This is a genomic window from Algoriphagus aurantiacus (assembly GCF_035156405.1).
GTDB lineage: Bacteria > Bacteroidota > Bacteroidia > Cytophagales > Cyclobacteriaceae > Algoriphagus > Algoriphagus aurantiacus.
The window spans coordinates 20,463-44,209 of sequence record NZ_JAXRUT010000032.1; the positions used below are offsets into that span (position 1 = coordinate 20,463).

The following is a 23,747-nucleotide window of genomic DNA, read 5'->3' on the forward strand; positions in this document are numbered from 1 at the left end:
AACTGAATCACGGTTGAAGAACTCCAAGGCACCCTTTGGAGGGTGGGAACCATGACAGATAAAAACTTTCTGCTTAAGCAGTTGAGCCATGTCATGTCCAACCGCCCCGGCCTTCGAGATCCGCCTGTCAGGTACGTTAGAAAGTCCTCTCAGAAAAACAACCCTAAACTAACCCGCCAGTAGATCAGCGAATCTGAACTGGAAAACTCAGCGGGAATGCTCACAAATCAGATAATCATTGCGTGCCTCTATTTTGAGATTGTTCAGACCATAGATCCATGTTTATGAGCAGCACACATTTTTCCCAAGCCAGTGAAACATGAATTACCCCCTGATAATCAAATGCCCTAACTCAGGTGTGTCAAACACCCTTTCCATTTCCATTCTGATAACCTCCTCCACTTCACGCTTGATACTCCTATAGTTTTCCTCCACCTCCTCTTGGGTGATTTCCCGTACTTTAGGGATTGGTCTATATCTTTCTTCCTCCCGCATCAGCGCTTTATGATCATTAATGATCTCTGCATGAAAAGCTTTCAACGCTATCATCTGATCTGGGGTATCAGCTACCACCCCCACAAATTCACCGGAAGAAAGGGATGAGATGGTAGAAGGGGGAACGGCCTGATCCAATTGGGTCGATTTTGATATTGACGTTTCCGAACTGTTGATGGATATACTCTCGCGGTTTTGGATAATCCTTCCAAACCTTTCTGAAAGTTGCTTTGCCGTATCCCCTAAAACCTGACCACTGATAACGTTTCCTACCATATTCATAATGACATCTGCCTGTTCCCGTCCATAATCCTTTCTAAGCTGACTGTAATCCTGTACACCAAGACAAGTCGCAACTTTATTAGATCGTGCTGTTGCGATCAGATTGTCGATCCCATTGAAATAGATCGTAGGAAACTCGTCGAAAACCAGACTGGATTTCAGCTTGCCTTTCTGGTTGACCAATTTGACAATTCGGGAGATATACAAAGACAGAACAGCTCCATAGACCTGTTGTTTTTGGGGATTATTCCCCATGCATATGATTTTGGGTGCCTCAGGATTATTAAGATCAAGCGTAAACTCGCTCTCCGAAAGCACATAATAAAGCTGAGGGGAAGACAATCGTGCCATGGTAATCTTGGCACTAGCCACCTGTCCTTCCAATTGGTCAAATGCCTTCTTGACCAGTGCAGAAACAAACGGGTTGATAAGCACTTCAATCTCTGATTCAGTACGCAAAACTGTAAATAGTTTCTCATAATCCATCTGCATTAGCTCTATGACATGTGGAAGGGTACAGAACCTCCCATGTCTGTGTTTCTTCAAAAACCAGATAATCGCAGTCAGGAAGTTGATCGGGCTTTCTACAAAGAAATCCCCTTGCTTTCGTATCCACTCCCGGTTCAGTCCCAACATAATGGTACGTGCAGACTCAGATGCATCGGTAATATCCAGCATACTATCCGGTTCCAACGGGTTACAGCGATGGGTATGGGAAAGCCTATCAAAATTAATCGTATAAAACTCAGGGGTTATTTTATACGATGAGGAATTGTTTTGCAGGGTGTTGTATGCAATCCGGGAAAGATCATCGTACTTAAAATCATAGACAAACATGGAAAAACCCTTACGGATGTGCTGGGTGATCACATGCCGGATCACAAAGTAACTTTTTCCAGAGCCTGGTGTACCTGCCACCAGCAATGCCCTAAAGGGATTGATGATATTAATCCATGAGTTACGAATCTTGCTTTTAAGTCTATACTGTGCAGGGAGATTGACCGAGTATTCATTGTCCAGATACCGTTCTTCCTGAGGAAAGGTCTCATTAAGATAATTAAAGACCTCTTGATTCGTCCGGTTCTTCAACAGTCTGCTTAACAAGGATCCACCCATGATTATAAGTGCATATCCCAGGCCGGTGACAATCATATAGATGATACTTAGGATATCCTCCGGCAAATACAGTAAAAAAGTAAAATTGCTGGTCCCGTAAGCAATAAATCCAATGACCAATGGCCAAAGAACCTGGGTCAATTTGAGTTTGTCATCCTTCTTGCCCCGGGACCCTATCAAGGAAATCAGTAGCAACCCTAAAGCAAATACTTTGGAAATATAGAATTCATTAAACAACCCGGTATTTCTGAGATTGACCAATAACCGCTCTGTAATGTCATGTGTCAAACCCCACTGTTCAAATGAATGATAACAGTAATAATAGAAATGGAGACATAGCAACCCAATGCTTATTTTCCGGGTCAGGTCAATGATCTTCCTGAGTCCCTCCATATTTTCCCCAGTCTGCATAGGATTACTTTATAGGTTGAGCTTCCTTCGTTTCTTCTTTTTCTTTTGCCTCAATTCATAAGGGATTGGATCCTCCGCCTGGTAGGTATTAATCATGAGACTACTGTCAGGTAGATTAATCTTTGCCACTTCAGGGGTGTAATTTCCAGAATGGTCAGGAATGGAAGATTTGAGCGATTTGCTAGAAAAACGAATTGCGAGGGCATTTGCAGAAAGTGCCTTATCCAACGATGAACCGTTGAACACACTACGGCTGACATTATCAACATAGGTGACCCCATACAATCTGCCCTCCTCATTAATCCTGAATACTGGACGGATGCCTTTACTTCTTAGTCTGTCTGATAGTTCATCCGGAGAATTGCATTGGTCAATAGATTCCAAAATAGATTCCCGAAGATCGTTTCTAAAAGTTTTGCGGTCTTCTTGGTTACGGACAAAACATTTTTCCAGGTTGGTTAATGTGGGCTTAGAATAAATAGCACTGGCTTTAATAGGTACCCCAATCCTATTTCCAACAGAGTCCAAGACTGAATAGATCAACCCTTTATTCCGGTACATTTCACTTTCCTTTTCCCCACCGTAAGCGCAAACATTGAATTGCCCCAGCACCGCATTCAGTTCAGGAATAGAGGTAAACCTATAGGTGCGGGTAACCTCCCTCACAATATTGGAAATGGCTGCCTTTGTTTCTGACTTTCCATACGCTGCTTTCTCCAAAGGCTGAATCAGGTTTATTATTTGTTTCTTTTGGTCCTCCGCCTTTATTAAACCATAATGCTTTTCTATTTCCTTCCGGGTTTTTTCCGAAAGGATTTTCCCGAGGTTATGGGTCTCAATCCGTTTGCCCCTATTATCAATATTGGCAGTAACAATATGCACATGGGGATGGGCAGCATCTAAGTGCTGATAAAGCAAATAAGGTTGCTGTCCAAAGCCAATGCCCTTCATATAATCACTCACAATTTTTCTAAGCTTGTCACCTCCAAGTTGGTCCTTTGGAGAAAAGTTAAGCGAGATGTGAACTGTGTTGGTTTTTGTTCTCTTATTCAACTTCTGTAGTTCTTTAAATACCTGAATCTTGCCTCCTACTGAAAGATTTCTGAGAGCAAATCCTTTCATCTCTAGCAGTCGGGCTTTACCATTACTTACCTTCTGTTCATTGTATCGGACAGCCCCTCCAACAGTCTTACCGGTAATGATCTTTGCTACCAATTATTTAAGAACCTCAAGTCGTTCAATCATACCATGAAGTAGATTCATTTTCTCCTTGGTTCGTTCCAAATGCGGAAGCATTTCCCTTACGAATAAAAGCCGTTCTTTAGTCCCTGCCTGCATATGGAAATAGTGGGTAATCTGGTTGATATTTACACCTATTTTATTGAGTTCACTGCGCACTAGACCCAACTCAAACCGGAGTTGATCTACTGACTCATTTCTTATATCAACAGTTAGCTTTCTTTTAAAAAGAATGTCCCTAACCAGTTCACTTGTAGTCTGACAATAGGAACTACTTTTTAATAAACTTTCTAGCTTCGCCCCTTCATCTTGGGTAAATCTGATCGTCTTTCGTACCGGATAGTTGACTGTTCTTTTTTTCATGGCTAACCCATTCTAAAATTCGACTTCGGAGAAATTTTATCCCCACCTGCAACTCCGGAAGCGGTGGGCAAGATCGGATTGGCGTCAGACAATCCTACATCTTGCTCATTGCAAACCGCAATGCCATCTTCTACCATCAGACGCGTGTTCTATTGGATATTGAGGAAATTAATTACTGGTTAAAAAGAGTCAGTTTTCCAGGTTCCAAACCCAATCATCTGCTGCCATAACCCAATCACGGATCGCGGTACCCGATTCATTGCACCAGTCCATTCCCTGGTAATAGAAATAGAAAACCTCGGCTTCAGCAGCAGGAACATGAAGTGAGTTAAAGTAAGCTTGTACCTGCTCCAGAGTAGGGGGAACATTTCGTGAAAAACTGTGATTCTGAGCTTCCTGATTCATAACGATAATCGTTTTTGATGAAGCTCAAATGTGTGGCGGTGAGAGATGAAAAGGTCACACTGAAGTCAGAAGGTTGGGGTATGAATTTTAATCTTAATAACATCTCATTATCACCCCTACTTATTCACCAAATGCACCAACGCCGGATCATATACTAATCTATCAAATTCAGCCAGAAAGACACCCTTAATACCCAGCTTTATCTAGAGGTAATTTCGCTAAACTATGGAATTGTCCAGCTAACGGATTTCAGATATATGCACTGTTGTACCAGATTTCAATGAATTCGAAGATCTCCTGTTTTGCATGCTTTAGGGTTTCATAGTTACGGTATTCTGTTTCCGATTTGAGGATTTTAAAAAACCTTTCCGCCACAGCATTGTCCCAATAGTTCCCTTTTCGGCTCATGCTCTGGGTGACCTATTTCGGATCCAGCTCCTGACTGAATTCATTACGCATATTGTACCCCCCTGTCGGAATGAAAGACCAGACCGGTGCAAAAGGGGCGGTTTGTCCGGTTCGTCTTGATTTTCCTTAATTCAGAGAAAATCCAAATAGCTAGGCAAAACTCGATGTTACGGTTGATGTTATCCAGCCTGTTGCCGTCAGTCCACCCACCCATTCAAGGACTGTCAGAAATGGAAAATTGAATCCCTTAAAATCATTTGTTTATTGTTCTACTTTTTTTATCTAGCTTTGAGCCCAGATAGCTCATATGAAAGTCCCAGGAATTTTATTTTTATTTCTTGTTCTAGTTGCTTCGGTAGCCTTTTGGGCGGGGAATAAACCTGTGAAGTTGGATCTCTCAATTCAATCAACCAGTGAAATATCCTATGCTGAGCTTATTATTCAGCAAAGTTCAACCCTGAAAATCGGTGATGCACTTACGAATAGTACTGCTCCTGAAAGACCGGTATTCCGGTCCTTCCGTTATTATTTCAAATCTCAATCTGTACTGGGTAGTTTTTCCGGATTATCGGCAATCTGTTTAGCAATTGAGCAGAATTACAAGAAAGCCTCGTTTGCGTTAGACGCAAATTTTCCTGCCTTTTTAATCGTCTTCCCCCACCATTATTTTACTTAGTTAAAAGCCCTGCGACAGGCTTTTCTAAAAGAACGTGGCCAAACGCCATAGATCAACCTTATTCATATCCATGTAAGGTTTAACCTGTTTATCATGTACGCACTTCTCAATTTGTACTGAAGCAAAATACAAGATGATCATCCTTATATTAAAAAATGCGGGAAGTAATTTCCAAAGAGCATTTTATGATTCAAGGAAGACCATATGATCCTACTTTACCTGTTGGATTCAAAAACCCTGTGATCCTGGAAATGCTGTCTGTGCAAAATTCTTCTTAGCCATAAATCTGGCGCTATGAAGCAATTAGCCCCTGTCACTCGCATTCGAATTTCACTATTTCCTCCTATCAATCCTTCCTATTTATAGAAGCACTCTGACTTCACGACATCTCATGAAACTTAAAAAAACAACCTCTATCACACTAATCCTTGCTGCAATAGCACGCTTTAAGCCATGATAGGACTGAATCAGATTAATTAATGCACGGGATTCATCTTGCTCTTTGGACACCTGTGTACTTTTTAGCGTTTGTCCTGCATTAACCAAAGCTTCTTGAAGTTGGGAAATTGTAATAGCCATTCCATTGACCTGTTCCTGTATCTGAAGGTATTCCATTTCCCTGCTCTCGAAAGTCTTTGGCTGCAATTACCCCACCTTCATAGAGGGTTTTGTTTCGTTTGAAATCCTTCTCTACCAAGCTAACCTTCCTCTCGAGAATTTCCTTTTGAGCCAATTGGCGAGTGAGTCGTTCATGGATTTCCTGGATGGACTGCTTGTTCCCTTCGAGCTGAACCTGAGATGGCTGAAGTCTTTCAAGTAGTCTGAATTCCAGGTAGCTTCGTTCAAATTCAACAAATGCTACTTCTATCTCTCCCAAGACGACGTCCGAGAGAGAGTCTAAGGGAAATAAAAAACCATTTTTTTCGCCAAAGGGAGTCTCATCTAGCAGTTTTTTCAATAATAATACACTGTTGACATCAGAAGTACTTTTTATGCTGGCAATTGGTTGTCCCACACTTACTACTTCACCATTATTCACCCAAATCTTATCGATCTGCCCTGAAATTCTGGCTATCATATTTTCGGTTGGTGCTACGGTAGTGACCAAAACTCTGGACATAATAAAATCCGGATATTTAATAAAAAACGACAAAAAAATCAATCCACAGGTAATCAAAAATACCAGTGTAATCCCCCATCGGATCAGCCACGCAGGAGGAGTAGTTATAATCTCTTGGACCTCCTCCGATCTGAGCTGTAAATTGTCAATAGGACGGGTATTTTCGAGCATATCTAGTTTTCTCTGATTTTTTCTAGTTCCAATTGATTTTTCACCAGATTGTAATACACTCCTGATTCTAAGATCAATTCTTCATGAGTTCCAGTTTCTTTAATTTCTCCTTAATCCATAACAATAATCTAGTCTGCATTTTTTACCGTAATGGGCCGGTGGGCAATAATAAAAACCGTTTTCCCTTTCATAAAACGGTTCAAGTTTTCAATGACAATCCGATCATTTTTGGCATCCAAAGCAGAAGGCTTAACACTTTTTTATAACTAAAAGTAGCATTGTTTGTTTATCTGCATAAATATCTATATAATTAGGAGTTAATTATTTTCTAAACTCTATAAATTTTAAGCTAATGCAAACCCTTATCAAAAAAGTAGCAACAGTCGCAGGCATGACTGTAATGGTCTTGTTTTTTAACATGAATTTAAGTATGGGATATATGTGCGATACCTTCTATGAATCTAGTGGCGCTAGAGTAACAGTTTGTGATGACATAGATGGAACAACAACCTTTTATGTTTTTTCAAGTGAAACTGGAACTCCCGGAGCTTGCGCGGGTTCTGCTTCTGATTGTGATTACGTTTATACGATTTGATGATCTTGATTAGTGGATGGCGCTAGCCATCCACTTTATTCCAAATTCTTTTTTATGCGTTTTTTATCAGTTGGCTTATTAGTCTTCTTGGTTTCTTGTAAACATTCGGATTCCTTGGATTGGAATGAGGAATTTGGGTCTCCATATTTTAAGTTGATAGAGAACCGAGCTTTCGAAATCGACTCCATTTCCAGTTTTGAGTTTTATTATTTTGATTATGGAAGTGTAGATGGGGAGGAGTTTCTTTATGTGGTTAATTCGGTTAATTCTTCCGTGGATGTCTATTCTTTGGAAGATAGTACAGTTAAAAAGCGATTTCCTATTCCGAGGGAGGGACCAGGTTTTATTAACAAGCCTCAAGGGTTGTTGTTTTACTCACCTGATTCGATTTTTGTATTTCCCTCAATGATGATGTCAAGTATCATTCTTTTCAATCATAAAGGAGAACTATATCACCATTTAAGAGTCAAACAGAAGATTGATAAGGTTTTTGACAAGGTAGTAAATCAGGCTTCTCTACCATCTATGAAGACTATTTATGACGGCAAGAGCCTTTTATTTACTAATTTGACTCTAGGTAGTTCGGCAGGGAATTTGGATTTTTTTACATCTTATCATCCTAACTTTAAGGTGGATTTGGAAAATGACTCACTATACTGGATGGATAACATAACTTATCCTGAAAGTTATATAGGTCGATATTGGCCAATCGATTTGGCATTTCAATCTAATGTGAAAAATATTGATAAGCAAATTGTGACATCCTGGTCTGCCTTAGACTCACTGATTATTAGAGACTTAGAAGGGGTTGTGTTAAGGCGTGAAATTGCCAAAAGTAAATTTGCTACACTGTATGATTTTGGTAACGAGCCACTTACATCAGAAGAACAAAACTTAATTCTAGCTAAAAATGTAAAATATGTTCAATTGTTATATGATGAATTCAGAGGTCTCTATTATAGAATTGCCACGTTGCCCAGAGAAATATCACCAGGAGAATATCTAGATCATACTTCCGTATACAAAAATGATTTTAGTGTAATCATCCTAAACGAAGAATTTAAAGTGCTTGAAGAAGTAAAGTTTCCGGGGGGTATCCATCACCCATACCTTGCATTTGTCGGAAAAAAGGGGCTTTATATTTCTCGAGCCAATCCTTATAATCCGGAATTGAGCGAAGATAGGATTTCATTTGATGTATATGCAGTTAACGAAAATTAGTGTTTTTATAGTTGTTTTTTTAGTGTTACTTTCTTGCCAACAAGAAAAGGTGGGGCAGCAGCTTTCCCCTATGGTGGTTGAATTTAGGATAGATACAGTGGAGGTGACACAAGTTATGGAGAAATCTAAAGCTGCATTCAGACATAGTATTATTAGGTATAAGGAAGGAGAGGATTATAGGTTTTTCTCCAATAGTTCCAAAGGAGATCTATTTTTTGTAGACAGTACAGGACAATTTACGTCTAGCTTTGCAGCAGTAGCACCCGACTCTATAGGCGGAATGGTTTTTAGGTATAACCGTGTGAGTATCCCTTTTACTCGCGATGGAGAACTTCTATATCTAAGGATGCCACACTTTTTGCACACATTAAAAATCCCTGAATTTGTGCATGATAGCATTGAAATAAAAGCACTTGGCAATTACATCTTTGAAAACATTTTGGAAGTTTACGACAAGAGCTTATATTATTATGGGGAGATAAATCATCCAAATTATATTAAAGAAGAGGTTGTTTCACGTGTTAATCTGGAAACAGGTGAATCGGAAAGGATCTTTTATCATAAAGGAACTTCTACCGTAGCCAAGGTTAGTAGCGATGGAGAAAAGATCTATTTGTCACATAAATATAAGCCGATAGTTCATTTTTTCGGTTTAGGTTCTAACGTAATAGACTCAGTTATTCTATCACCTTCTAAAAACAGATTATACAATAAAATTGAGTTCAAGAAAGAGTATTTTTCCCTTTCAGATCGTGAGAGGGTCAAATACAGAGAGGATATTGTTTTAGATTACCAGATCATAGAAGGCTATCATTTTCAGCTATTTGGAATATTCAGAGATGATCCGGAGGGGAACTATTTCAAGCATTTGCTCACCGTAAATAAAGATGGACGTATAGCTGAAAAAGTTTTGCCACCTGATTTTTTAAATTTTGACAGGCACGGAAATGTATATTCCCTTTATAAAAATTCGAGAAAAACTTATCTGGTGACGACTCCAGTGTTGGATTTGGTTGGTTGGCAATACCCCCCCCAAGAATTACGGGTGTTTCTTTTGAGTAACCCCTCCTTTGCCACTATGCGTATTTTAAAGATAATGCTATTTTTTATGAAGTAGTTGAACGTATTACGGGCAATTTCCCCAATAAACAATTTCATCAGCACCTATTAACGGAATGAAAAAGCCGGCCCGAGAACAGGCCAGCCCCTATAAACCCTATCACCATGAAAACACTTTAGCTACATTTCAAAACTATAAAAAAAAATTGGGGCATACTGTTAAAAAAATGTTTAAAGATCCAGCCTATATAGGCGGGACTATCATGGGTAGAACAACAAACCATATATTTTATCGCTTCACCACCTTCCCTGTCATTCTCTGTCCGTCATTGCTGGTAAGTTGAATAATATAATTACCTGTTGATAGGTTGCTGATATTAATGTTTTCCCTTTCATTGTTTGAAACGCCGCTATATACTTTCCTGCCTACCATATCCAGCAATTCAATTTTCGTGTCAGTTACCAGGCCGTTCACAAACAACACGTCATTGGCAGGATTAGGGTAGATTTTTATATTGGGCATACCTGCAATATCCATCCCCGATAGCGGGCCGGGGATACGTACCTGCTTACATACTTTTTTGCGACCACTGGACACATGCACTTTTACACAAACAGTTTAGGTACCCGTATCACTATAAATATGAGTAAACATATTTTGTTTATCTGTCTCTCCATCACATAACTGCCAGTACAGGCTGTCATGCGTAGAAGCCCCGGTGAATGTGAACTGTATTTGCTTGTTGGCCGAATCCACCACATAGGTAAATCAGCAGCGGGGGAAACGAAACTGGTGCGATTGCAGTCCTACCCGAACTTGGTCACGAAGAAATCCGAATTGCCCCCATTGCTGGTATATTCGGGCGTATTGCCTGCCTTCATATCGCTTTACAGTTTGCCGCCAATGTACACATTGCCCACCTTGTCAGAGGTTATTTCAAGTCCCTGGTCATGAAATCCTGTACCGTGCATTTCATTCCAGTCTATTAACACACCTGAAGCATCAATCACAAATAAGGTAGGGTTATGTCCCTCATTAGGTGTAACAATCAGTGTATCTTTGTTATATACTTGCGTGCCTCCGATGTAACCGGAAACAGCAATTGTATTATCAGGTAAAACAGTTAAGCGGCTTAAAGTATTAATGGCATTGGAACCATCCACATGATAAATCCAGTGAGGGTTACCTGTGTTTTTATCAACTTTTCCGACTACACTCATCAAGCCGGTTGATGAAAGTGTTTTATGGACAGATAAATTTCTTAAGGTAAAAGGGTTATTGATGCCCTGTGCACCTCCGGTGAAATATACCCCATCATTAGCAACATGCAATCGCCCGAACGCCGCATCTTTATTAACAGAATCCTTCCATACCTGTGTGCCGTATGGGTTATAGTCGGCCAATATTGTATATGAATGTGAGGAAGAAGCTCCACCATATTCAAATATCACATAGCTTTTGTTAGTTGTTTTATCTATTTCTGCACTGCGAATATAATATCCGCTGTCTATAGATTGTAGTTTGTTAACTGATAACAAAACCCCACTTGGACTGTATTTAATATCATATGTACCCCATTGGCTGGTGATTGATGGCGTTATTTCTACACCTGTCCTTAACGTTTCAAATAAATGAATACTACCCTGTCCATCAACCGGCATTGCACCTGAAGAAAATGTACCAGCACCTGTTGACGCGTTATCGGAACCAACAAATTGCACCTATTTTAATGAACTTCTCGTGTCGTATTTTAATAAACAGTCTGAAGTTATTTGTCTAGCCAAAATACTGTCTTAGCCTAAACGTTTATTATTACCTACCATGATACACGATATATAATTACCACCATTATTATATGCAATACCAGTACCTTCACTACGGCTTTTCGCCTCAATTAATTTAGCAAAAAGCATGTCGCCATAACAGTCATAGCTTGTGAATAACATATTCCAAGGATCACCCCCAGTTGCATTGAATGCGGTTTGGCTGAAAGTATCCGCTTTTATATTGATTGTCCTACAACCGATAGACAATACAGGTTCTGATTATCATCTGTACACAGTTGGATTACCCATTCGCCTTTGTATTTACCGTTATTTAAGTGACTGGTACTTCCTCCTCCTTTCAACCAGTTGTATTGTTGGGCCATGGCACAATAATTCGCTGAAAAGGCAAATAATAATAACAGCAATCCTCTTAGATGTATCTTATTTTCCATAGTATATATTTTAGCGTTAATCATTAAAGTTAATTGAAAAATCCCTGCCCGTGCTCCACGCACAGGCAAGGCTTTTCATTCCTATTCCTTTTCCTATTCACCTTTAACAGTCAGGCCAGCAGGCAAAAGGATTTGTTCTTTTATGGGTAACCGTTACCTGCACCGTATGCACCATTCTGCCATTTTCTTCCATCCTCACCACATATATACCCTGTGCCCAATTAGCTAGGTTCAGGCTGTGGCTGGCATTATAACTGCTTTCTGGCGCTTCTGCGATCTTGCGGCCCATTATATCATGCACCGTTATTCTGCGGCGGCCATCGTTTGCCTGTCCGTAGTTATAATTTATGGTCATGGTCTGGTTTGCAGGATTAGGGAATACCAGTATCGCCGTTTCCACTGCGCCTTTTTTATCCAGGGTTACACTGTAGCCATTGTTCCTATCCGGTTTCTGGCTGGGCCAGCCGGTGCAGGGATAGGATAATTAGAAGGGTCAACCAATACACGTTCAAAACACTTTGAGCCGTCATCTAGCCTGAAACTTACCTCGATAGTATCAGGAGGCCCCTGCATATTCTGTTGTTCCTTCAGATTATAAAAGCTATTTTGAAAATCTAAAACAAAATGATGAAGAAGTACTTGGAAAAAAACACTGGGTTGAAACAAGGCCTTTATTAACTCCAGAAGAAGTAAAAAATTTGTTAAAATCGGACTATCCACAACCAAAGGATGTGGCTTTAACCCCGATTTTTGCTAAGCACCACAAATTTTTCTCAACCACATATGCCTTTCGGGCAAAGCCCCACAAGAACATGACCACGCCCAAAGGACGTGGATTTTTGAGTTACATTAAAAGTGCAAGAAGAAAATTTCAATTCAATTCTCAAAAACAACAAAGAAAATTGAAGAATTTCATGCCAATTGATACTTTAAGGGCAAAATTCTTTTGAGCTAATTTTACGAATATATTGAAGAGCGGGCAATCCTGATAATTCGTCCATAATAGTAACTGGATTTGATGATATTGTCCGCGTGTGATCGGTAAATAACAATGCACCACTTTCGGTAACTAAGAATACACCACTAATGACAACAAGAGTGCACCAAAAGTAATCCCTGAGAGGCATGCCTCTCAGGGATTTGGACTAATTTGCTAGTCTACGAAAACTAGCATTTTATGAATGTGTACTTGAACAAATTTATGGTTTATTTTGAAATTCACCGCCTAAGCAGGGAAGGGTATTCCATGCGCCAGATCAGCGATGAACTGGTTATTAACCGTCGTACGGTCAGTAAATACCTTTCGCTTACTGAACAGGGGTATGAGCAGCTCCTAGAGCAGCAATCCCAACGCAATAAGGTACTCCTGCCCTATGAGAATTTTGTCAAAATGCGGCTGGAAAAGTTTAGGGATACCCCATCAGCCCAGATGCATGACTGGTTAAAAGAGCATTTTGACTGTTTTCCCAAAGTCTCCCCTAAAACAGTATTCAATTTTGTTTCCTGGATCCGGCGGAAGCATAACCTTCCACTCCTGAAGATACCTCGTGACTATCAGATGGTGGAAGAACTTCCTTATGGAAAACAAGCACAGGTGGATTTTGGAGAGTATACCATGAGAAACTCACTAGGCCATCGGGCCAAGGTTTTTTTCTTCATCATGGTTCTGTCCCGCTCTCGCTTCAAATTCGTCTGGTTTATCGACCGGCCATTCACTTCTGATTCAGCAGTTCAAGGTCACGAAAGAGCCTTTGCTTACTTAAGGGGCATTCCCCTTGAAATCGTGTATGATCAGGATAAGGTGTTTCTGGTGAGTGAAAACGGAGGAGATTTTATCCTCACCGACACGTTTAGGTCCTACATGCGAGAACAGTCCTTTAGTCTGTTTTTTTGTCGAAAATCAGATCCGGAGAGTAAAGGCAAAGTGGAAAATGTGGTGGGCTATGTGAAAAGGAATTTTCTCTATAACCGAACCTTCCATAACCTAGATACACTCAATGATGAAGCAATGGGCTGGTTGGGCCGTACGGCCAATAGTTTACCGCATGCGGTAACCAAAAAAGAGCCCTATGCTGAGCATCTTATTGAACAATCTTATCTGACCCCCTATACGGCCAGCACTACTCAAGCTTCCACTAGGGATCACTATGCGGCCCGAAAAGATAATTCCATCTCTTACAAAGGAAACTTCTACTCCTTGCCACTAGGCACCTACCAAGGGAAGGGAAGTCAGGTAGAGCTTAGGGTGGCAGGTACCGAATTGGTTATCGGCTTGCCAGGGGAGAATACAGAGATTTGTCGACACCGGATCCCGGTGGGGTTAACCGGTCAGAAAGTGTAAAATACAGATCACAAAAGGGACAAGGAAGGATCGATTGCCCTGAGGATGACCAGAGTTGCCGCCCTGTTTTCTCAGCAGCAAAAAGCCCTTCAGTGGTTTGAGTTAATCAAAGTGGAAAAACCCCGTTACCTCCGGGATCAGTTGGAGATGATTGAAAAAGCAATCCAGGGGATAGCTTCTGATCAAGTGGAACTCACCCTTTCCTATTGCCTTGAAAATGCAATAACCAACGCATCTGATTTTAAGGAAATCTTGGATCTTCAGCAACCTAAGCCGAAGGAAGAAGTCAACATCAGAATCCTAAATCCACTCAGTGGTAAACTACCTGAAAGTGCCCGGATTCAGCCCCAGACCAGTAACATCCAGGACTATGAAGAATTGATAAGCAAAGATAATAACACCTGATTATGAACCGCTCTGGACAAGTAGAACATCCGAAGGTCTAGGGCATAACCTATCCAACATGGAAAAGAATGAACAAATCAATGCCTTTTGCAGGCAGTTTAAAATCACCGGAATGGCCTCTTGCCTTCCCGATATTGTCGCCGCTTCGGAAAAACAAAGCTCCGGATACCGGGACTTTTTTCTTGACCTGTTAAAACAGGAAGCGGCTCAGCGATTGAAAAATGAAATCGAAAGACGCAGAAAAGCCGCTCGCTTGCCTCTTAAAAATGACTTGGGCGCTTACGACAAACAGGCCGAAAATGGATTAACACTGACCAGAATAAACCAGCTGCGGGAATTGAACTGGCTCGATCAGGGGTTTAACCTGATGTTACTTGGGCCATCTGGAACAGGGAAAACGTTTTTGGCCGCAGGGTTAGCCGTCGATGCGGTGGAAAAGGGGTACAAAACCTACTTTAAAACCATGGAGGACTTGACAAGTATGCTCAAGCTCAAAGACATGACTCGAACCGCAACAGCCGAGTACAAAAGGTTACTAAAAGCCGACTTAATCATTTTGGATGATATTATGCTCTTTCCAGTGGAGAAAAGTGTTGCCGTAGCGCTTTTCAACTTTGTAAACCAAGTTTACGAACAGACCTCCTTTATCATTACTACCAATAAAATGCCTACTGAATGGGCTAAAATGCTCGATGATGAGGTATTGGCTACTGCACTTTTGGACAGACTCCTCTTTCGTTGTGATATTATAAATTTATCTGGGAAAAGTTATAGAATGAAAAACAGGCAAACTTTCTTTGAACAACAGAAATAGCTAAACTATATTTACAAACTGGTGCACTCTTGTTCCCATTTTTGGCGCATTCCTATTTACCATTTTTGGTGCATTGTCAGTTACCGACTACACCGCGCTGCAACTCGCTGTGAGGGTGTATTTTCTACACCAACTATAGCTTCTACAAAAAAAGTAGCGAGTGGCGTTTGTTTGAATCCATGCTCCATTTCCGATAATGCCATACGAACAGTTTCGGTTGCGAGACTACGGTTACGAGATTTCTCAGGGACTGCAAAGCCAATCTGAAAACATGGCGTGCTTTCTATCGGAGTATGCTGTACAAAGTTAACAAATGAAGTTATAGTTCCATTTTTCAATCTCACATAAGTGAGCCTAATCTTCTCTTCAGGCTGATCCATGTGAACGTACAACTCTCGATAAATAGTACCCAGCTGAATTGGAATTTTTAATAGCTCTTTTTGAAATGAGCGCAATGCGTTTGATGGATCTGTCATAGCTATAATTTATAATTGACTTGCTTTTTTAAGTCCAAAATCGAAGTCTCGTAGAATTTCTGGACGGGAAAATCCAGGAAAGTACATCCACCTATTATATGCATCGTCAAGGTTCTTTTGTACTTCGGGATTGGTAGATGTGACCTTCATGTCAATTGTATATAGATCTCCTTCCATTTCCCTAAGAAAATGGTCAACTTTAATTTGCACCTTAGGAAACGCGGAATTAATTCTCAACTATTATAAAATCCTTAGAAGGTACATGGCGTGAAGAATATCTTTACTCTCCAACAGGCTGTGGATTCATATCTTTTCATACAAATGCAGATTCACCAATGTGATACCCAAATAGAAAAGGCCTTAAAGGAAAGAGACACAATTGTTGAAATTAATAATAGCAGCAATTCTAAAACCCTAAAAAAGACAAAAACAAGAATACCCCAAAATTCAATTTAGACTACTATTTACTAAGTCAATTCGGAGTCGACATTACTAAAATTGATGGAATCGACAGCTTAAGCGGCATGAATATTTTAGGAGAAATAGGAAGTGATTTCATTAAATGGCCTAGCCGGAAAAGGTTTCTTTCATGGCTAAACCTTGTCCCCAACAACAAAAAATCAGATGGTAAACAATTGAGCAGCCTTTTAATGAAAAAAAAAACACAGCTGGACACATATTTAGAAAATGCGGGAGCTGTCTTTGGAAAAGCAAGGGGCCACTGGGAGAATACTATAGAATTCAACGAGCTAAAAACGGAGGAAAAGCCGCAGCAATAGCTACTGGAAACAAATTAGCTACAATCGTATACACAATGGTAGCCAACCAAGTAGAATATGACGAATCAATTCTAATGAAAATGAGTAGGAACAGCCAGGAAAGAAGACTCAATACACTACAGAGAAAAGTAAGCTCTCTAAAAAAGAACTTGAAAAAGTTGCTTAATGGAAACAGGCTGAAGAGACGGTTATATAGAGGTCTGCTGCTCGCCCCGACCGGAGCGCCTATCTTTGTACCGAAATAATAAGAATTAAAACCACCCCATTACAGGGAGTTGTATATCCGTTTACGGATTCAATAATTGAAAGCTTATAAGAAATAGTTTTTCCCAGATACAAGAAAGGTAATTGATGGGGTTCAGTTGTTACCAAAGCGTGTTCGATTAATGCCACAAGATCCGTGTTAATATTGGCAAAAGAGATAATGAATATAAGCTGGAAGACATGATAGAATAAGATGAGGCCTGTATAACGAAGGCAACCCCGGCAGGAAAAAAAAAGATCTGAACCGAGGAGGGGGTAACCAGCAGAAGGCTATAGTGGCCGTGATGGCTGAATCAACGGGTCTGGAAGACTTTAAAACAAAAGAATTGATCAAAACCTAGCGATACTTTAAGATGAAGAAAATCAAAGATTTAAAGTCTTAAACAGCAGAGAAACTGATCAAGGATTTTATCAACAAAGATGCTGTTCTTCAGACCGATGACAGCACCAATTACACTATGTATGAAGATTTCGTGGATGTACATGTAACCGAATTGTCATCTACCAAAGAGGGTAAGTTCAACCTGAAATGGTCAATATTGCAATCAGAAACCTAAAAAGCTAAATTAGAAAGTATAGAATAATCTCGGAAAGAAAGCTCCAAAACTATATTGAAGAGTATTGCTAAATGCTCAACCGCAAATATTTTGATAAAAGACTCTTAGATCGACTGATAATTGCTGGAATTCACCCGCTACTAGCAAAGTAGCGGATAATCATAAAAAAAAGGGAAATCAAAATACAATTCACAGAATAACAATTTCTGTATTCTTTTAAATAGATCGTATCTCTGTATGGGAAAAAAGGTTAGAAAACTTGGTTTATATTATAAAATTTGAATTTCTTTTTTCCTGAGAAATCGTGAAATTTAAAGGGTCTATTGTTTTGATCAAATCCTACAATACTAGGATCAATAAATCCAGAGTTAAGCAAAGACCCTGAAAAATCAAAAGCTGAAACAAAATATCTAAATTTGAATAGACTACTCCTATCAACATTATTAAAAATTTTAAAAACAACATAAATTTGTTGATCATTAAGAAATATTCTATCAATTTTATTACTTGGGTAATCCCTAATTTCCATACTTTGTGATTGCACATCTAATGAATCCTTGGAAAAAACATTTTTTAATTCCAATTTTATGCTAAAATTCTCTGAACCTATGATGTTATTAAATTTAAGCTCCCCTGTTCTTGCATCTAAAATCGCATAGCTATCGTTTTTAGTTAAAAGAAAGTATTTATCAATTAAATCCAGAGATTTCACAGAGTCTTGAATAAATTGTTCACATCTACGAAAATTAAAATTATAAATTTTAAAAGCATTTTCTTGCAAATCATTATGCCCTATCAATAACTCTTCGTTTTCTAAAAAAGAAATCTTAGTATTATGCATGAAAAACGCCGGAGGCAATAAACAACTTTTAGTCTCTGAGAAATCAGATAAACTAAACTCCAGAATTTCATGATTAAAAAAGAGATATAAAATATCCTTATTTTGAAAAGAGAATAAACAGATGTTTTTTCTTGTCCTCAGACCATTGGAAGTGGAAAAGCTAGTATATGATTTTTCAAATACTAATTCACCTAGATGGTTGAAAACCAAAATTCTTGAATCGCCAGGCTTGAAAATAATCAAATTAGAATTATATGTATAAAATTTCGGAAAAGAAATTTCATTAAAATCATCCTTTTCGGTAAAAACTAAGTTTTGATCAAATAAAAACTCTTTAGGTAAGTCTTTAGATCTATTACATGAAAAAACTATAAAACCTATTAAAGCAAAGAAAATTCTAATATGGAAATTCAATTTATAATTATCCATTTATCTTCATAAGATTTCAAAATTGAAGAGTTTAGTATATTATAATTTACTGAATTGTTGGTTGAATCATGAAAAATTGAAGTTGATAAAGAAAATGAATTTTTGAACAATTTAAATTTAACTTTGCTTTTGGTAGAAACAATTATGTTCAAATCATTATTTAAATTAAAGTCTTTTGCATACTCGACAGAAGACAAAAAGCAATTTGAACAAGCGTCTAAGTCAATAAATAAAATATCCCTTTTATTTTCAAGAGAAAATTGCTCAACATACTGAGAAATAGACTGATCATCTTTAACAGATGAACAAGAATAAATAAAAAAAAAGCAACAACAAAGCCACTTAAAACGCAAAGATATCGTATTTGATATATTCATCTGATAGTCCTTCATAATCTTTGTTTGTTAAGGGAATATATAATCCTTTTACTCCCACGAATGCTGAGTAATGGAAATATTTTTTTTCCGGGAATTCAACTTGATTTATTAAATTAAAATCACTATCGTATACTAAAACCGAAAATTTATTTTTACTATTATCTTTAGTCGATCGATCTTCTTCGGAAAGATTTCTTCCAATAATAAAAAACCTATAATAAACTTCTCTATACTTGTCGTATAACAATCTGGCGTAAGAGTTTTGTGAAATCACAAATTTAAACTGCTCATTAAAAGGGTTTCCAGCTGGAACTTCAATAAACCCCTTGAAATTTGGACTTCCACAGTATTTCTTACTTATTAATTCATGATTAAAATTATATATATATACAGTATCTAAAAGAGGGTAACTGTAAATTAATGAATCTCCTTTGACAGTTTTAAGGGTAAAAGAATGATGTGATGTAGCAATTTTTTCGAGATATTCATTCGGGTATTTTACATTTAAAATTGGAGTTATCAAATTGGATTCTAAATCCCATTTATAGTTTGGAATAACGTCAATTGTTAATGGATTATATATATCAACATTCATTTGAATTGTTGAAAAGTATATGTTACCATTTCTGTAAACACTTGGGTTTGATGGTGTTGTAATATGATTTAAAATATATGGACTTTCATTGTTTTTTTCTAAAAAATCATCAATTTTAAATCTTTCATCAATTTTTTCCCCAATATCGTTAATCACCAACGTTCCATTAAAACTAAACTGCGGAAAAATAAAAATAGAATCTTTATTGTGATAAAAAAAACTATGAGCAAAAAATTTGTTGCCTAGGCTCATTTTACCAATTTCTATTCTTTTAAATAATTTCTTACTTTCAAGATCATAGAAATCCAAACTATTGTATATTTTATTTAAGTTGATAAGAAATTCTTTATTATTGTTATCTGTTTCGACCTGAATCCAATTAAATTGATAGGTGGATACAGAATCAAGCAGAATTGTAATAGATTCTTTGAGATAATTTTCATTTTGAGAACCTTTTTCTTTATCCGTTAATGAAGTGCATGAATAAAATATTATACAAAGAAATACATGTAAAAGTAATGAAATTCTCATTTCCAAATTTAATTTATTAGAAATGGAGATAGAAAAATTTCTATCTCCATTCAGTGTTTGATTTTTGAACAAATTAGTTCGGATATGAACCTTCACAGCCTGTATTCGGACCAGCGCAGCCTCCAAAATCCGTTTCAGTACTATAAACATAGGTTCTGCCGTCACAAACGTAAATATCAGGACCACCAGGAGAATATGATGTGTAACATCCATCTATGTCTGGAAACATTTCGTAACTAAACCCAAGACTTGAGATTAGTCCAAAAGCTAAAACTAAAGTTACTCTTTTCAAATTTTTCATATAATATAGGTTTTTAGTTGTCTTCAAAACTAACTTTTTTTTTGTAAAAAATAAAAAAAATAAAAAAAACTACTGTCATCCGTGTAAAAATACTGTTCTAAAACACTTTTCTTGGAATAGTATAAAACGGAAAAAGCGGAATCACCGATTTGGTTAATTCCGCTTTAAACGGGATGTTGCGGTTACCTCACTATAAGCAACCCGGTGCAACGTACAACACTATCCGGACATCCGATAATCAGCCAGCTACTTTCTTTCATTCCGCAAGAGCTTGTAGATAAGCTTCGGAAACATTTCAGTCCGACCGATATTAATAAGACCATATCCACCTATAAACAGCTTGTCTTTATGGTTTACGGCATAGTGTACAAAGCACAGTCGCTGAACAGCCTCTGCAACTGTCGTCTGGTTTTGGGACAGAAGCTCAACTATCTGGGCATCGACAGACTCCTGCTAGCAGTACGCTTTCGGATGCCAACTGTAAGCGCCCCAATGAGGTTTTCGGTTATATGTATTACCTGCTTCTGGCTTATTACAGAGCGGAGATTTCGGACAGCTACCTCAGTCTGCCCATCAACGGGGAAGTTTCCCCTGACCGGGTAAAACTGTTTGACTCCAGCACCGTAACCCTGTGGACGGATGTATTTAAAGGGGCGGGAAGGAATCCCATGAACGGCAAGAAAAAAGGCGGACTCAAAGTTCATGTGGTCCTCCCTCTGGACAACATGGTCTCTGAACTTGTGTGGCTTACGCCAGCCAGCAGCAACGATAAAGATTTCCTCGGACAGCTGAAACCCCAAAAAGGAGAAATCTATTTCTTCGATAAGGGGTACGTCAATTATGGAGTATATAAAAATGGGTTGGGTGCGATGCCTTTTTCGTGACCCGGTTAAACGAAAATGCCAGCTATGAAGTGGTAGGTGAAATCCGTAAAGACATCCATGACTTTCTGGCCGGAGGCACTATTTTGGATCTGTTAGTTGAGCTAAAAACTGAATCAGCACCACTAAAGGCGAGATTAATCACTTACAAAGACCCGTTGACAGGAAAAGTATTCCGATTTCTGAGCAATCTGTTTGATACCCACTCGCATACCATTGTGCTACTCTATAAAAACCACTGGGAGATCGAACGGTTCTTTAAAAAAAATCAAGCTGAACTTCAAGCTGGGCTATTTTTTCTCGGACAGCCGGGAAGGAATCAAAACCCAAGTATGGATGGTGCTGATTGCCAATCTGATATTCAGCGTGATCCACAAACGGATTAAAGAAGTAGAGCAGTTTACCACCTTGGTGTCCATGGCTAGAGCGAACCTGATATCCTATCTATGCTTCCAGACCATACTAAAAACGGACTGTCTGACAGAAGCAGAACAAAATCTGGAAATAGTACAATTGGATATTTTCGAAAGTGAGCAGGGGGGGGGTGTTTTGAGGAAAAGGAAAAATCACCCTAAACACCAGAAAACCCACTATTTTAGAACTTCAAAAACTTACTCGGATGACAGTATTAAGAAATAAACTCTTAAGAAATGGCATTCTGGTCATNCAGAAAACCCACTATTTTAGAACTTCAAAAACTTACTCGGATGACAGTATTAAGAAATAAACTCTTAAGAAATGGCATTCTGGTCATAGTCATAAACCAAATTGCTTTCGCCCAACACTCCCTTAAGCAGGTTGTAGCAAAATCATGTAATCTCAGATAGGCCTCTAATTTCTTTCAGGGATATCTCTAGCCATAATACTTGGCTATTATTCGCAAGCAAATAATGCCTTTGTCCTTGGAATCAAGTTGTTTGTAATATGGTAAGTTTGAAGTTAATCTCTGATAATTCAATAAATTAACGTGAGTTCGGGATAATTTTCAAAGAATTTCAATAGGAAAAACGGGTGCTTTTGAGTATGCTAAACTGTTAACATTCAATACTTTAACACCAAAACCAACCCGTTATGCTTAAGGATAAAATTACCGAATTTTTCGTTTCCATCGATGATTTTTGCATTGATTTTGAATCAGAAATCCAAAAACACCTCCTCGAATCATCAACTAATAAACCAAGAAACAGAGCTGCCTCCCTTTCTGATTCCGAAATCATGAGTATTCTTGTACTCTTCCATAATGGGCAGTTTTCAAACTTCAAAAGTTATTACAATCACTACGTCTCAGCCCACATGAAAGATCTTTTCCCGGGGTTGGTTTCCTATAACCGCTTTGTCGAGCTTCAGGGCCGCGTGGCTATCCCGCTCATGCTTTTTCTAAAACTCAAAGGCCTGGGCAATGCAACCGGCATCAGCTTCATAGATTCCACCCCGTTGAGATCCTGCCACAACCGGAGGATACACCAGCATAAGACTTTTAAGGGAATTGCCGAACGGGGACAATGTTCCCTGGGTTGGTTCTTCGGGTTCAAATTACCTCTGATCATCAACGATAAATGGGAAATCCTGTCATTTTATCTCACCAAGGGAAACGTGGATGACCGCAACTGACTTGCTTTTCGGCAACAGAGTCCAGCTGGTTGCCAAGCCCAGAAAGAACATGAAAAACCAGAATATCACACCCAACGACCGAATCCTGCTCCGAAAAAGAGCCATTATTGAATGTGTCAACGACGAACTTAAAAACATGTGCAAACTCGAATATACCCGTCACCGGTCAGTCAACAACTTCCTTATCAATATTCTGGGAGCTCTTACGGCATACTGCTTTTTCCCTAAAAACCTTCCCTCAACATCGAATTTGAATTACCATCCGTCCAACTATCCCTTTGTGCTTAACCCGATCTCACGTTAAATTAAAAAAATCACCTTGGAGTCTCGCTTTATTATGATATCGACATAAATCCCTCAAACTTATTACACACAAGAACTTCTTACTACACCAGTGTAAAATTATGTCCTAAACAGATTTAAACAACCTAGCCAAAAGCTCTAAATCCTCCTCAAAATGGTTCGACTTCTGTATCGCCAGCTCCAGCTGATGAGACATCAAATAAAACCGGAACCCCAATCTTAATAAGGAGACGAAATACAACTGAATGAGAAGAGTGGAAAGTTATTTAACTGAAATCTGTTGTTTTATAGAGCTTCTAAAGAGAGGCTGATTTCAACTATTTTGGAATTTACTTCTAAAAAACACAAGAAATAGTATTAACTTGCTAACTATTAATTAGTTACGTTACTTAAAAATAATTTTGCCTTATTCGGTGACCTAAAGAAAAACACAACAGTTAAAACACTGTATTTCAGTAAATT

The 23,747-nt window shown here is 38.6% G+C and carries 27 protein-coding genes and 3 pseudogenes; 15 read left to right on the top strand and 15 right to left on the bottom strand.

The annotated features are described in order from the left end of the window. Nucleotides 1-324: 324 nt before the first annotated feature. The 5 genes from mobC to SYJ56_RS22595 form a co-directional block, all read right to left on the bottom strand. Nucleotides 325-2,304, bottom strand: a complete 1,980-nt coding sequence (gene mobC, locus SYJ56_RS22575; protein ID WP_323838189.1) for a conjugal transfer protein MobC — start codon at nt 2,302-2,304, stop codon at nt 325-327. 9 nt (nt 2,305-2,313) lie between these two features. After that, nucleotides 2,314-3,519: a relaxase/mobilization nuclease domain-containing protein gene (locus SYJ56_RS22580; protein ID WP_323838191.1), complete on the bottom strand. Its 1,206-nt coding sequence runs from the start codon at nt 3,517-3,519 to the stop codon at nt 2,314-2,316. After that, a complete protein-coding gene (locus SYJ56_RS22585; protein WP_323838193.1) occupies nt 3,520-3,906 on the bottom strand; it encodes a plasmid mobilization protein in 387 nt (128 codons plus the stop codon). A 189-nt stretch (nt 3,907-4,095) separates the two neighbouring features. Continuing rightward, entirely contained in the window at nt 4,096-4,311 is a 216-nt protein-coding gene (locus SYJ56_RS22590) for a hypothetical protein (protein WP_323838195.1), read from the bottom strand. A 249-nt stretch (nt 4,312-4,560) separates the two neighbouring features. Then, nucleotides 4,561-4,719, bottom strand: a complete 159-nt coding sequence (locus SYJ56_RS22595) for an IS3 family transposase (RefSeq protein ID WP_416377830.1) — start codon at nt 4,717-4,719, stop codon at nt 4,561-4,563. Nucleotides 4,720-5,026: 307 nt separating this feature from the next. Between SYJ56_RS22595 and SYJ56_RS22600 the strand changes: the two genes are divergently transcribed. Then, on the top strand, nt 5,027-5,395 hold the full coding sequence (locus tag SYJ56_RS22600) for a hypothetical protein (RefSeq protein ID WP_323838197.1): 369 nt from the start codon (nt 5,027-5,029) through the stop codon (nt 5,393-5,395). A 155-nt stretch (nt 5,396-5,550) separates the two neighbouring features. After that, entirely contained in the window at nt 5,551-5,673 is a 123-nt protein-coding gene (locus SYJ56_RS22605) for a hypothetical protein (RefSeq protein WP_323838199.1), read from the top strand. Between the two features lie 260 nt (nt 5,674-5,933). On the opposite strand, the gene SYJ56_RS22610 is transcribed toward SYJ56_RS22605, so the two are convergent. Next, nucleotides 5,934-6,686 (bottom strand): HlyD family secretion protein, encoded by a 753-nt coding sequence (locus tag SYJ56_RS22610; protein ID WP_323838201.1) that lies wholly within the window; start codon nt 6,684-6,686, stop codon nt 5,934-5,936. A 352-nt stretch (nt 6,687-7,038) separates the two neighbouring features. Here SYJ56_RS22610 and SYJ56_RS22615 point away from each other — a divergent pair, with 352 nt between their 5' ends. From SYJ56_RS22615 to SYJ56_RS22625, 3 genes are all read left to right on the top strand, one after another. Then, complete coding sequence (locus tag SYJ56_RS22615) at nt 7,039-7,281, top strand: hypothetical protein (RefSeq protein ID WP_323838203.1); 243 nt, start codon at nt 7,039-7,041, stop codon at nt 7,279-7,281. 54 nt (nt 7,282-7,335) lie between these two features. Then, nucleotides 7,336-8,502 carry a DUF4221 family protein gene (locus SYJ56_RS22620; RefSeq protein ID WP_323838204.1) on the top strand — a complete coding sequence of 389 codons (1,167 nt, stop codon included), beginning with the start codon at nt 7,336-7,338 and terminating at the stop codon, nt 8,500-8,502. Nucleotides 8,503-8,617: 115 nt separating this feature from the next. Continuing rightward, nucleotides 8,618-9,619 carry a hypothetical protein gene (locus tag SYJ56_RS22625; RefSeq protein WP_323838206.1) on the top strand — a complete coding sequence of 334 codons (1,002 nt, stop codon included), beginning with the start codon at nt 8,618-8,620 and terminating at the stop codon, nt 9,617-9,619. Nucleotides 9,620-9,850: 231 nt separating this feature from the next. Here SYJ56_RS22625 and SYJ56_RS22630 read toward each other — a convergent pair whose 3' ends face one another. From SYJ56_RS22630 to SYJ56_RS22645, 5 genes are all read right to left on the bottom strand, one after another. Continuing rightward, a complete protein-coding gene (locus SYJ56_RS22630) occupies nt 9,851-10,084 on the bottom strand; it encodes a T9SS type A sorting domain-containing protein (RefSeq protein WP_323838208.1) in 234 nt (77 codons plus the stop codon). 96 nt (nt 10,085-10,180) lie between these two features. Next, a complete protein-coding gene (locus SYJ56_RS26005; protein WP_416377831.1) occupies nt 10,181-10,321 on the bottom strand; it encodes a PKD domain-containing protein in 141 nt (46 codons plus the stop codon). A 128-nt stretch (nt 10,322-10,449) separates the two neighbouring features. Beyond that, complete coding sequence (locus tag SYJ56_RS22635) at nt 10,450-11,283, bottom strand: hypothetical protein (RefSeq protein WP_323838210.1); 834 nt, start codon at nt 11,281-11,283, stop codon at nt 10,450-10,452. A 281-nt stretch (nt 11,284-11,564) separates the two neighbouring features. Then, nucleotides 11,565-11,780: a hypothetical protein gene (locus SYJ56_RS22640; RefSeq protein WP_323838212.1), complete on the bottom strand. Its 216-nt coding sequence runs from the start codon at nt 11,778-11,780 to the stop codon at nt 11,565-11,567. Nucleotides 11,781-11,883: 103 nt separating this feature from the next. Further along, nucleotides 11,884-12,180, bottom strand: coding sequence for a T9SS type A sorting domain-containing protein (locus tag SYJ56_RS22645; RefSeq protein ID WP_323838214.1), 297 nt, complete (start codon nt 12,178-12,180; stop codon nt 11,884-11,886). A gap of 777 nt (nt 12,181-12,957) precedes the next feature. On the opposite strand from SYJ56_RS22645, the gene istA reads away from it, so the two are divergent. The 3 genes from istA to istB are packed head-to-tail and all read left to right on the top strand — an operon-like array spanning nt 12,958 to nt 15,340. Beyond that, on the top strand, nt 12,958-14,121 hold the full coding sequence (istA, locus tag SYJ56_RS22650) for an IS21 family transposase (protein ID WP_323838216.1): 1,164 nt from the start codon (nt 12,958-12,960) through the stop codon (nt 14,119-14,121). Between the two features lie 45 nt (nt 14,122-14,166). Next, nucleotides 14,167-14,526, top strand: a complete 360-nt coding sequence (locus SYJ56_RS22655; protein ID WP_323838218.1) for a hypothetical protein — start codon at nt 14,167-14,169, stop codon at nt 14,524-14,526. 58 nt (nt 14,527-14,584) lie between these two features. Then, nucleotides 14,585-15,340 carry an IS21-like element helper ATPase IstB gene (istB, locus tag SYJ56_RS22660; protein ID WP_323838220.1) on the top strand — a complete coding sequence of 252 codons (756 nt, stop codon included), beginning with the start codon at nt 14,585-14,587 and terminating at the stop codon, nt 15,338-15,340. Nucleotides 15,341-15,420: 80 nt separating this feature from the next. Here the strand turns inward: istB and SYJ56_RS22665 are convergent, their stop codons facing one another. Both SYJ56_RS22665 and SYJ56_RS22670 read right to left on the bottom strand, forming a co-directional pair. Further along, nucleotides 15,421-15,816, bottom strand: a complete 396-nt coding sequence (locus tag SYJ56_RS22665) for a GNAT family N-acetyltransferase (protein WP_323838222.1) — start codon at nt 15,814-15,816, stop codon at nt 15,421-15,423. Between the two features lie 9 nt (nt 15,817-15,825). Then, nucleotides 15,826-15,993 carry a hypothetical protein gene (locus SYJ56_RS22670; protein WP_323838224.1) on the bottom strand — a complete coding sequence of 56 codons (168 nt, stop codon included), beginning with the start codon at nt 15,991-15,993 and terminating at the stop codon, nt 15,826-15,828. Between the two features lie 320 nt (nt 15,994-16,313). Here SYJ56_RS22670 and SYJ56_RS26010 point away from each other — a divergent pair. The 3 genes and pseudogenes from SYJ56_RS26010 to SYJ56_RS22680 form a co-directional block, all read left to right on the top strand. Further along, nucleotides 16,314-16,445 (top strand): annotated as a pseudogene (locus SYJ56_RS26010) (transposase); the annotation flags it as partial. A gap of 21 nt (nt 16,446-16,466) precedes the next feature. Continuing rightward, nucleotides 16,467-16,595, top strand: coding sequence for a hypothetical protein (locus tag SYJ56_RS22675; protein ID WP_323838225.1), 129 nt, complete (start codon nt 16,467-16,469; stop codon nt 16,593-16,595). A gap of 351 nt (nt 16,596-16,946) precedes the next feature. Then, nucleotides 16,947-17,568 (top strand): annotated as a pseudogene (locus SYJ56_RS22680) (IS1595 family transposase); the annotation flags it as partial. Between the two features lie 98 nt (nt 17,569-17,666). Here SYJ56_RS22680 and SYJ56_RS22685 read toward each other — a convergent pair. Together SYJ56_RS22685 and SYJ56_RS22690 are read right to left on the bottom strand one after the other, a co-directional pair. Further along, nucleotides 17,667-18,686: a hypothetical protein gene (locus SYJ56_RS22685; protein ID WP_323838227.1), complete on the bottom strand. Its 1,020-nt coding sequence runs from the start codon at nt 18,684-18,686 to the stop codon at nt 17,667-17,669. Between the two features lie 342 nt (nt 18,687-19,028). Continuing rightward, nucleotides 19,029-20,339, bottom strand: a complete 1,311-nt coding sequence (locus SYJ56_RS22690) for a DUF4221 family protein (protein WP_323838229.1) — start codon at nt 20,337-20,339, stop codon at nt 19,029-19,031. Nucleotides 20,340-20,694: 355 nt separating this feature from the next. Between SYJ56_RS22690 and SYJ56_RS26015 the strand changes: the two genes are divergently transcribed. From SYJ56_RS26015 to SYJ56_RS26090, 4 genes and pseudogenes are all read left to right on the top strand, one after another. Then, complete coding sequence (locus SYJ56_RS26015; RefSeq protein WP_416377832.1) at nt 20,695-21,093, top strand: DUF4372 domain-containing protein; 399 nt, start codon at nt 20,695-20,697, stop codon at nt 21,091-21,093. Beyond that, nucleotides 21,000-21,374 carry a transposase gene (locus SYJ56_RS22695; protein WP_323838232.1) on the top strand — a complete coding sequence of 125 codons (375 nt, stop codon included), beginning with the start codon at nt 21,000-21,002 and terminating at the stop codon, nt 21,372-21,374. The genes SYJ56_RS26015 and SYJ56_RS22695 overlap by 94 nt, the downstream gene beginning before the upstream one ends. Further along, a complete protein-coding gene (locus SYJ56_RS22700; RefSeq protein WP_323838235.1) occupies nt 21,371-21,757 on the top strand; it encodes a hypothetical protein in 387 nt (128 codons plus the stop codon). The genes SYJ56_RS22695 and SYJ56_RS22700 overlap by 4 nt, the downstream gene beginning before the upstream one ends. 685 nt (nt 21,758-22,442) lie before the next feature. Then, a pseudogene (locus tag SYJ56_RS26090) lies at nt 22,443-23,286 on the top strand (transposase). Nucleotides 23,287-23,747 lie beyond the last annotated feature (461 nt).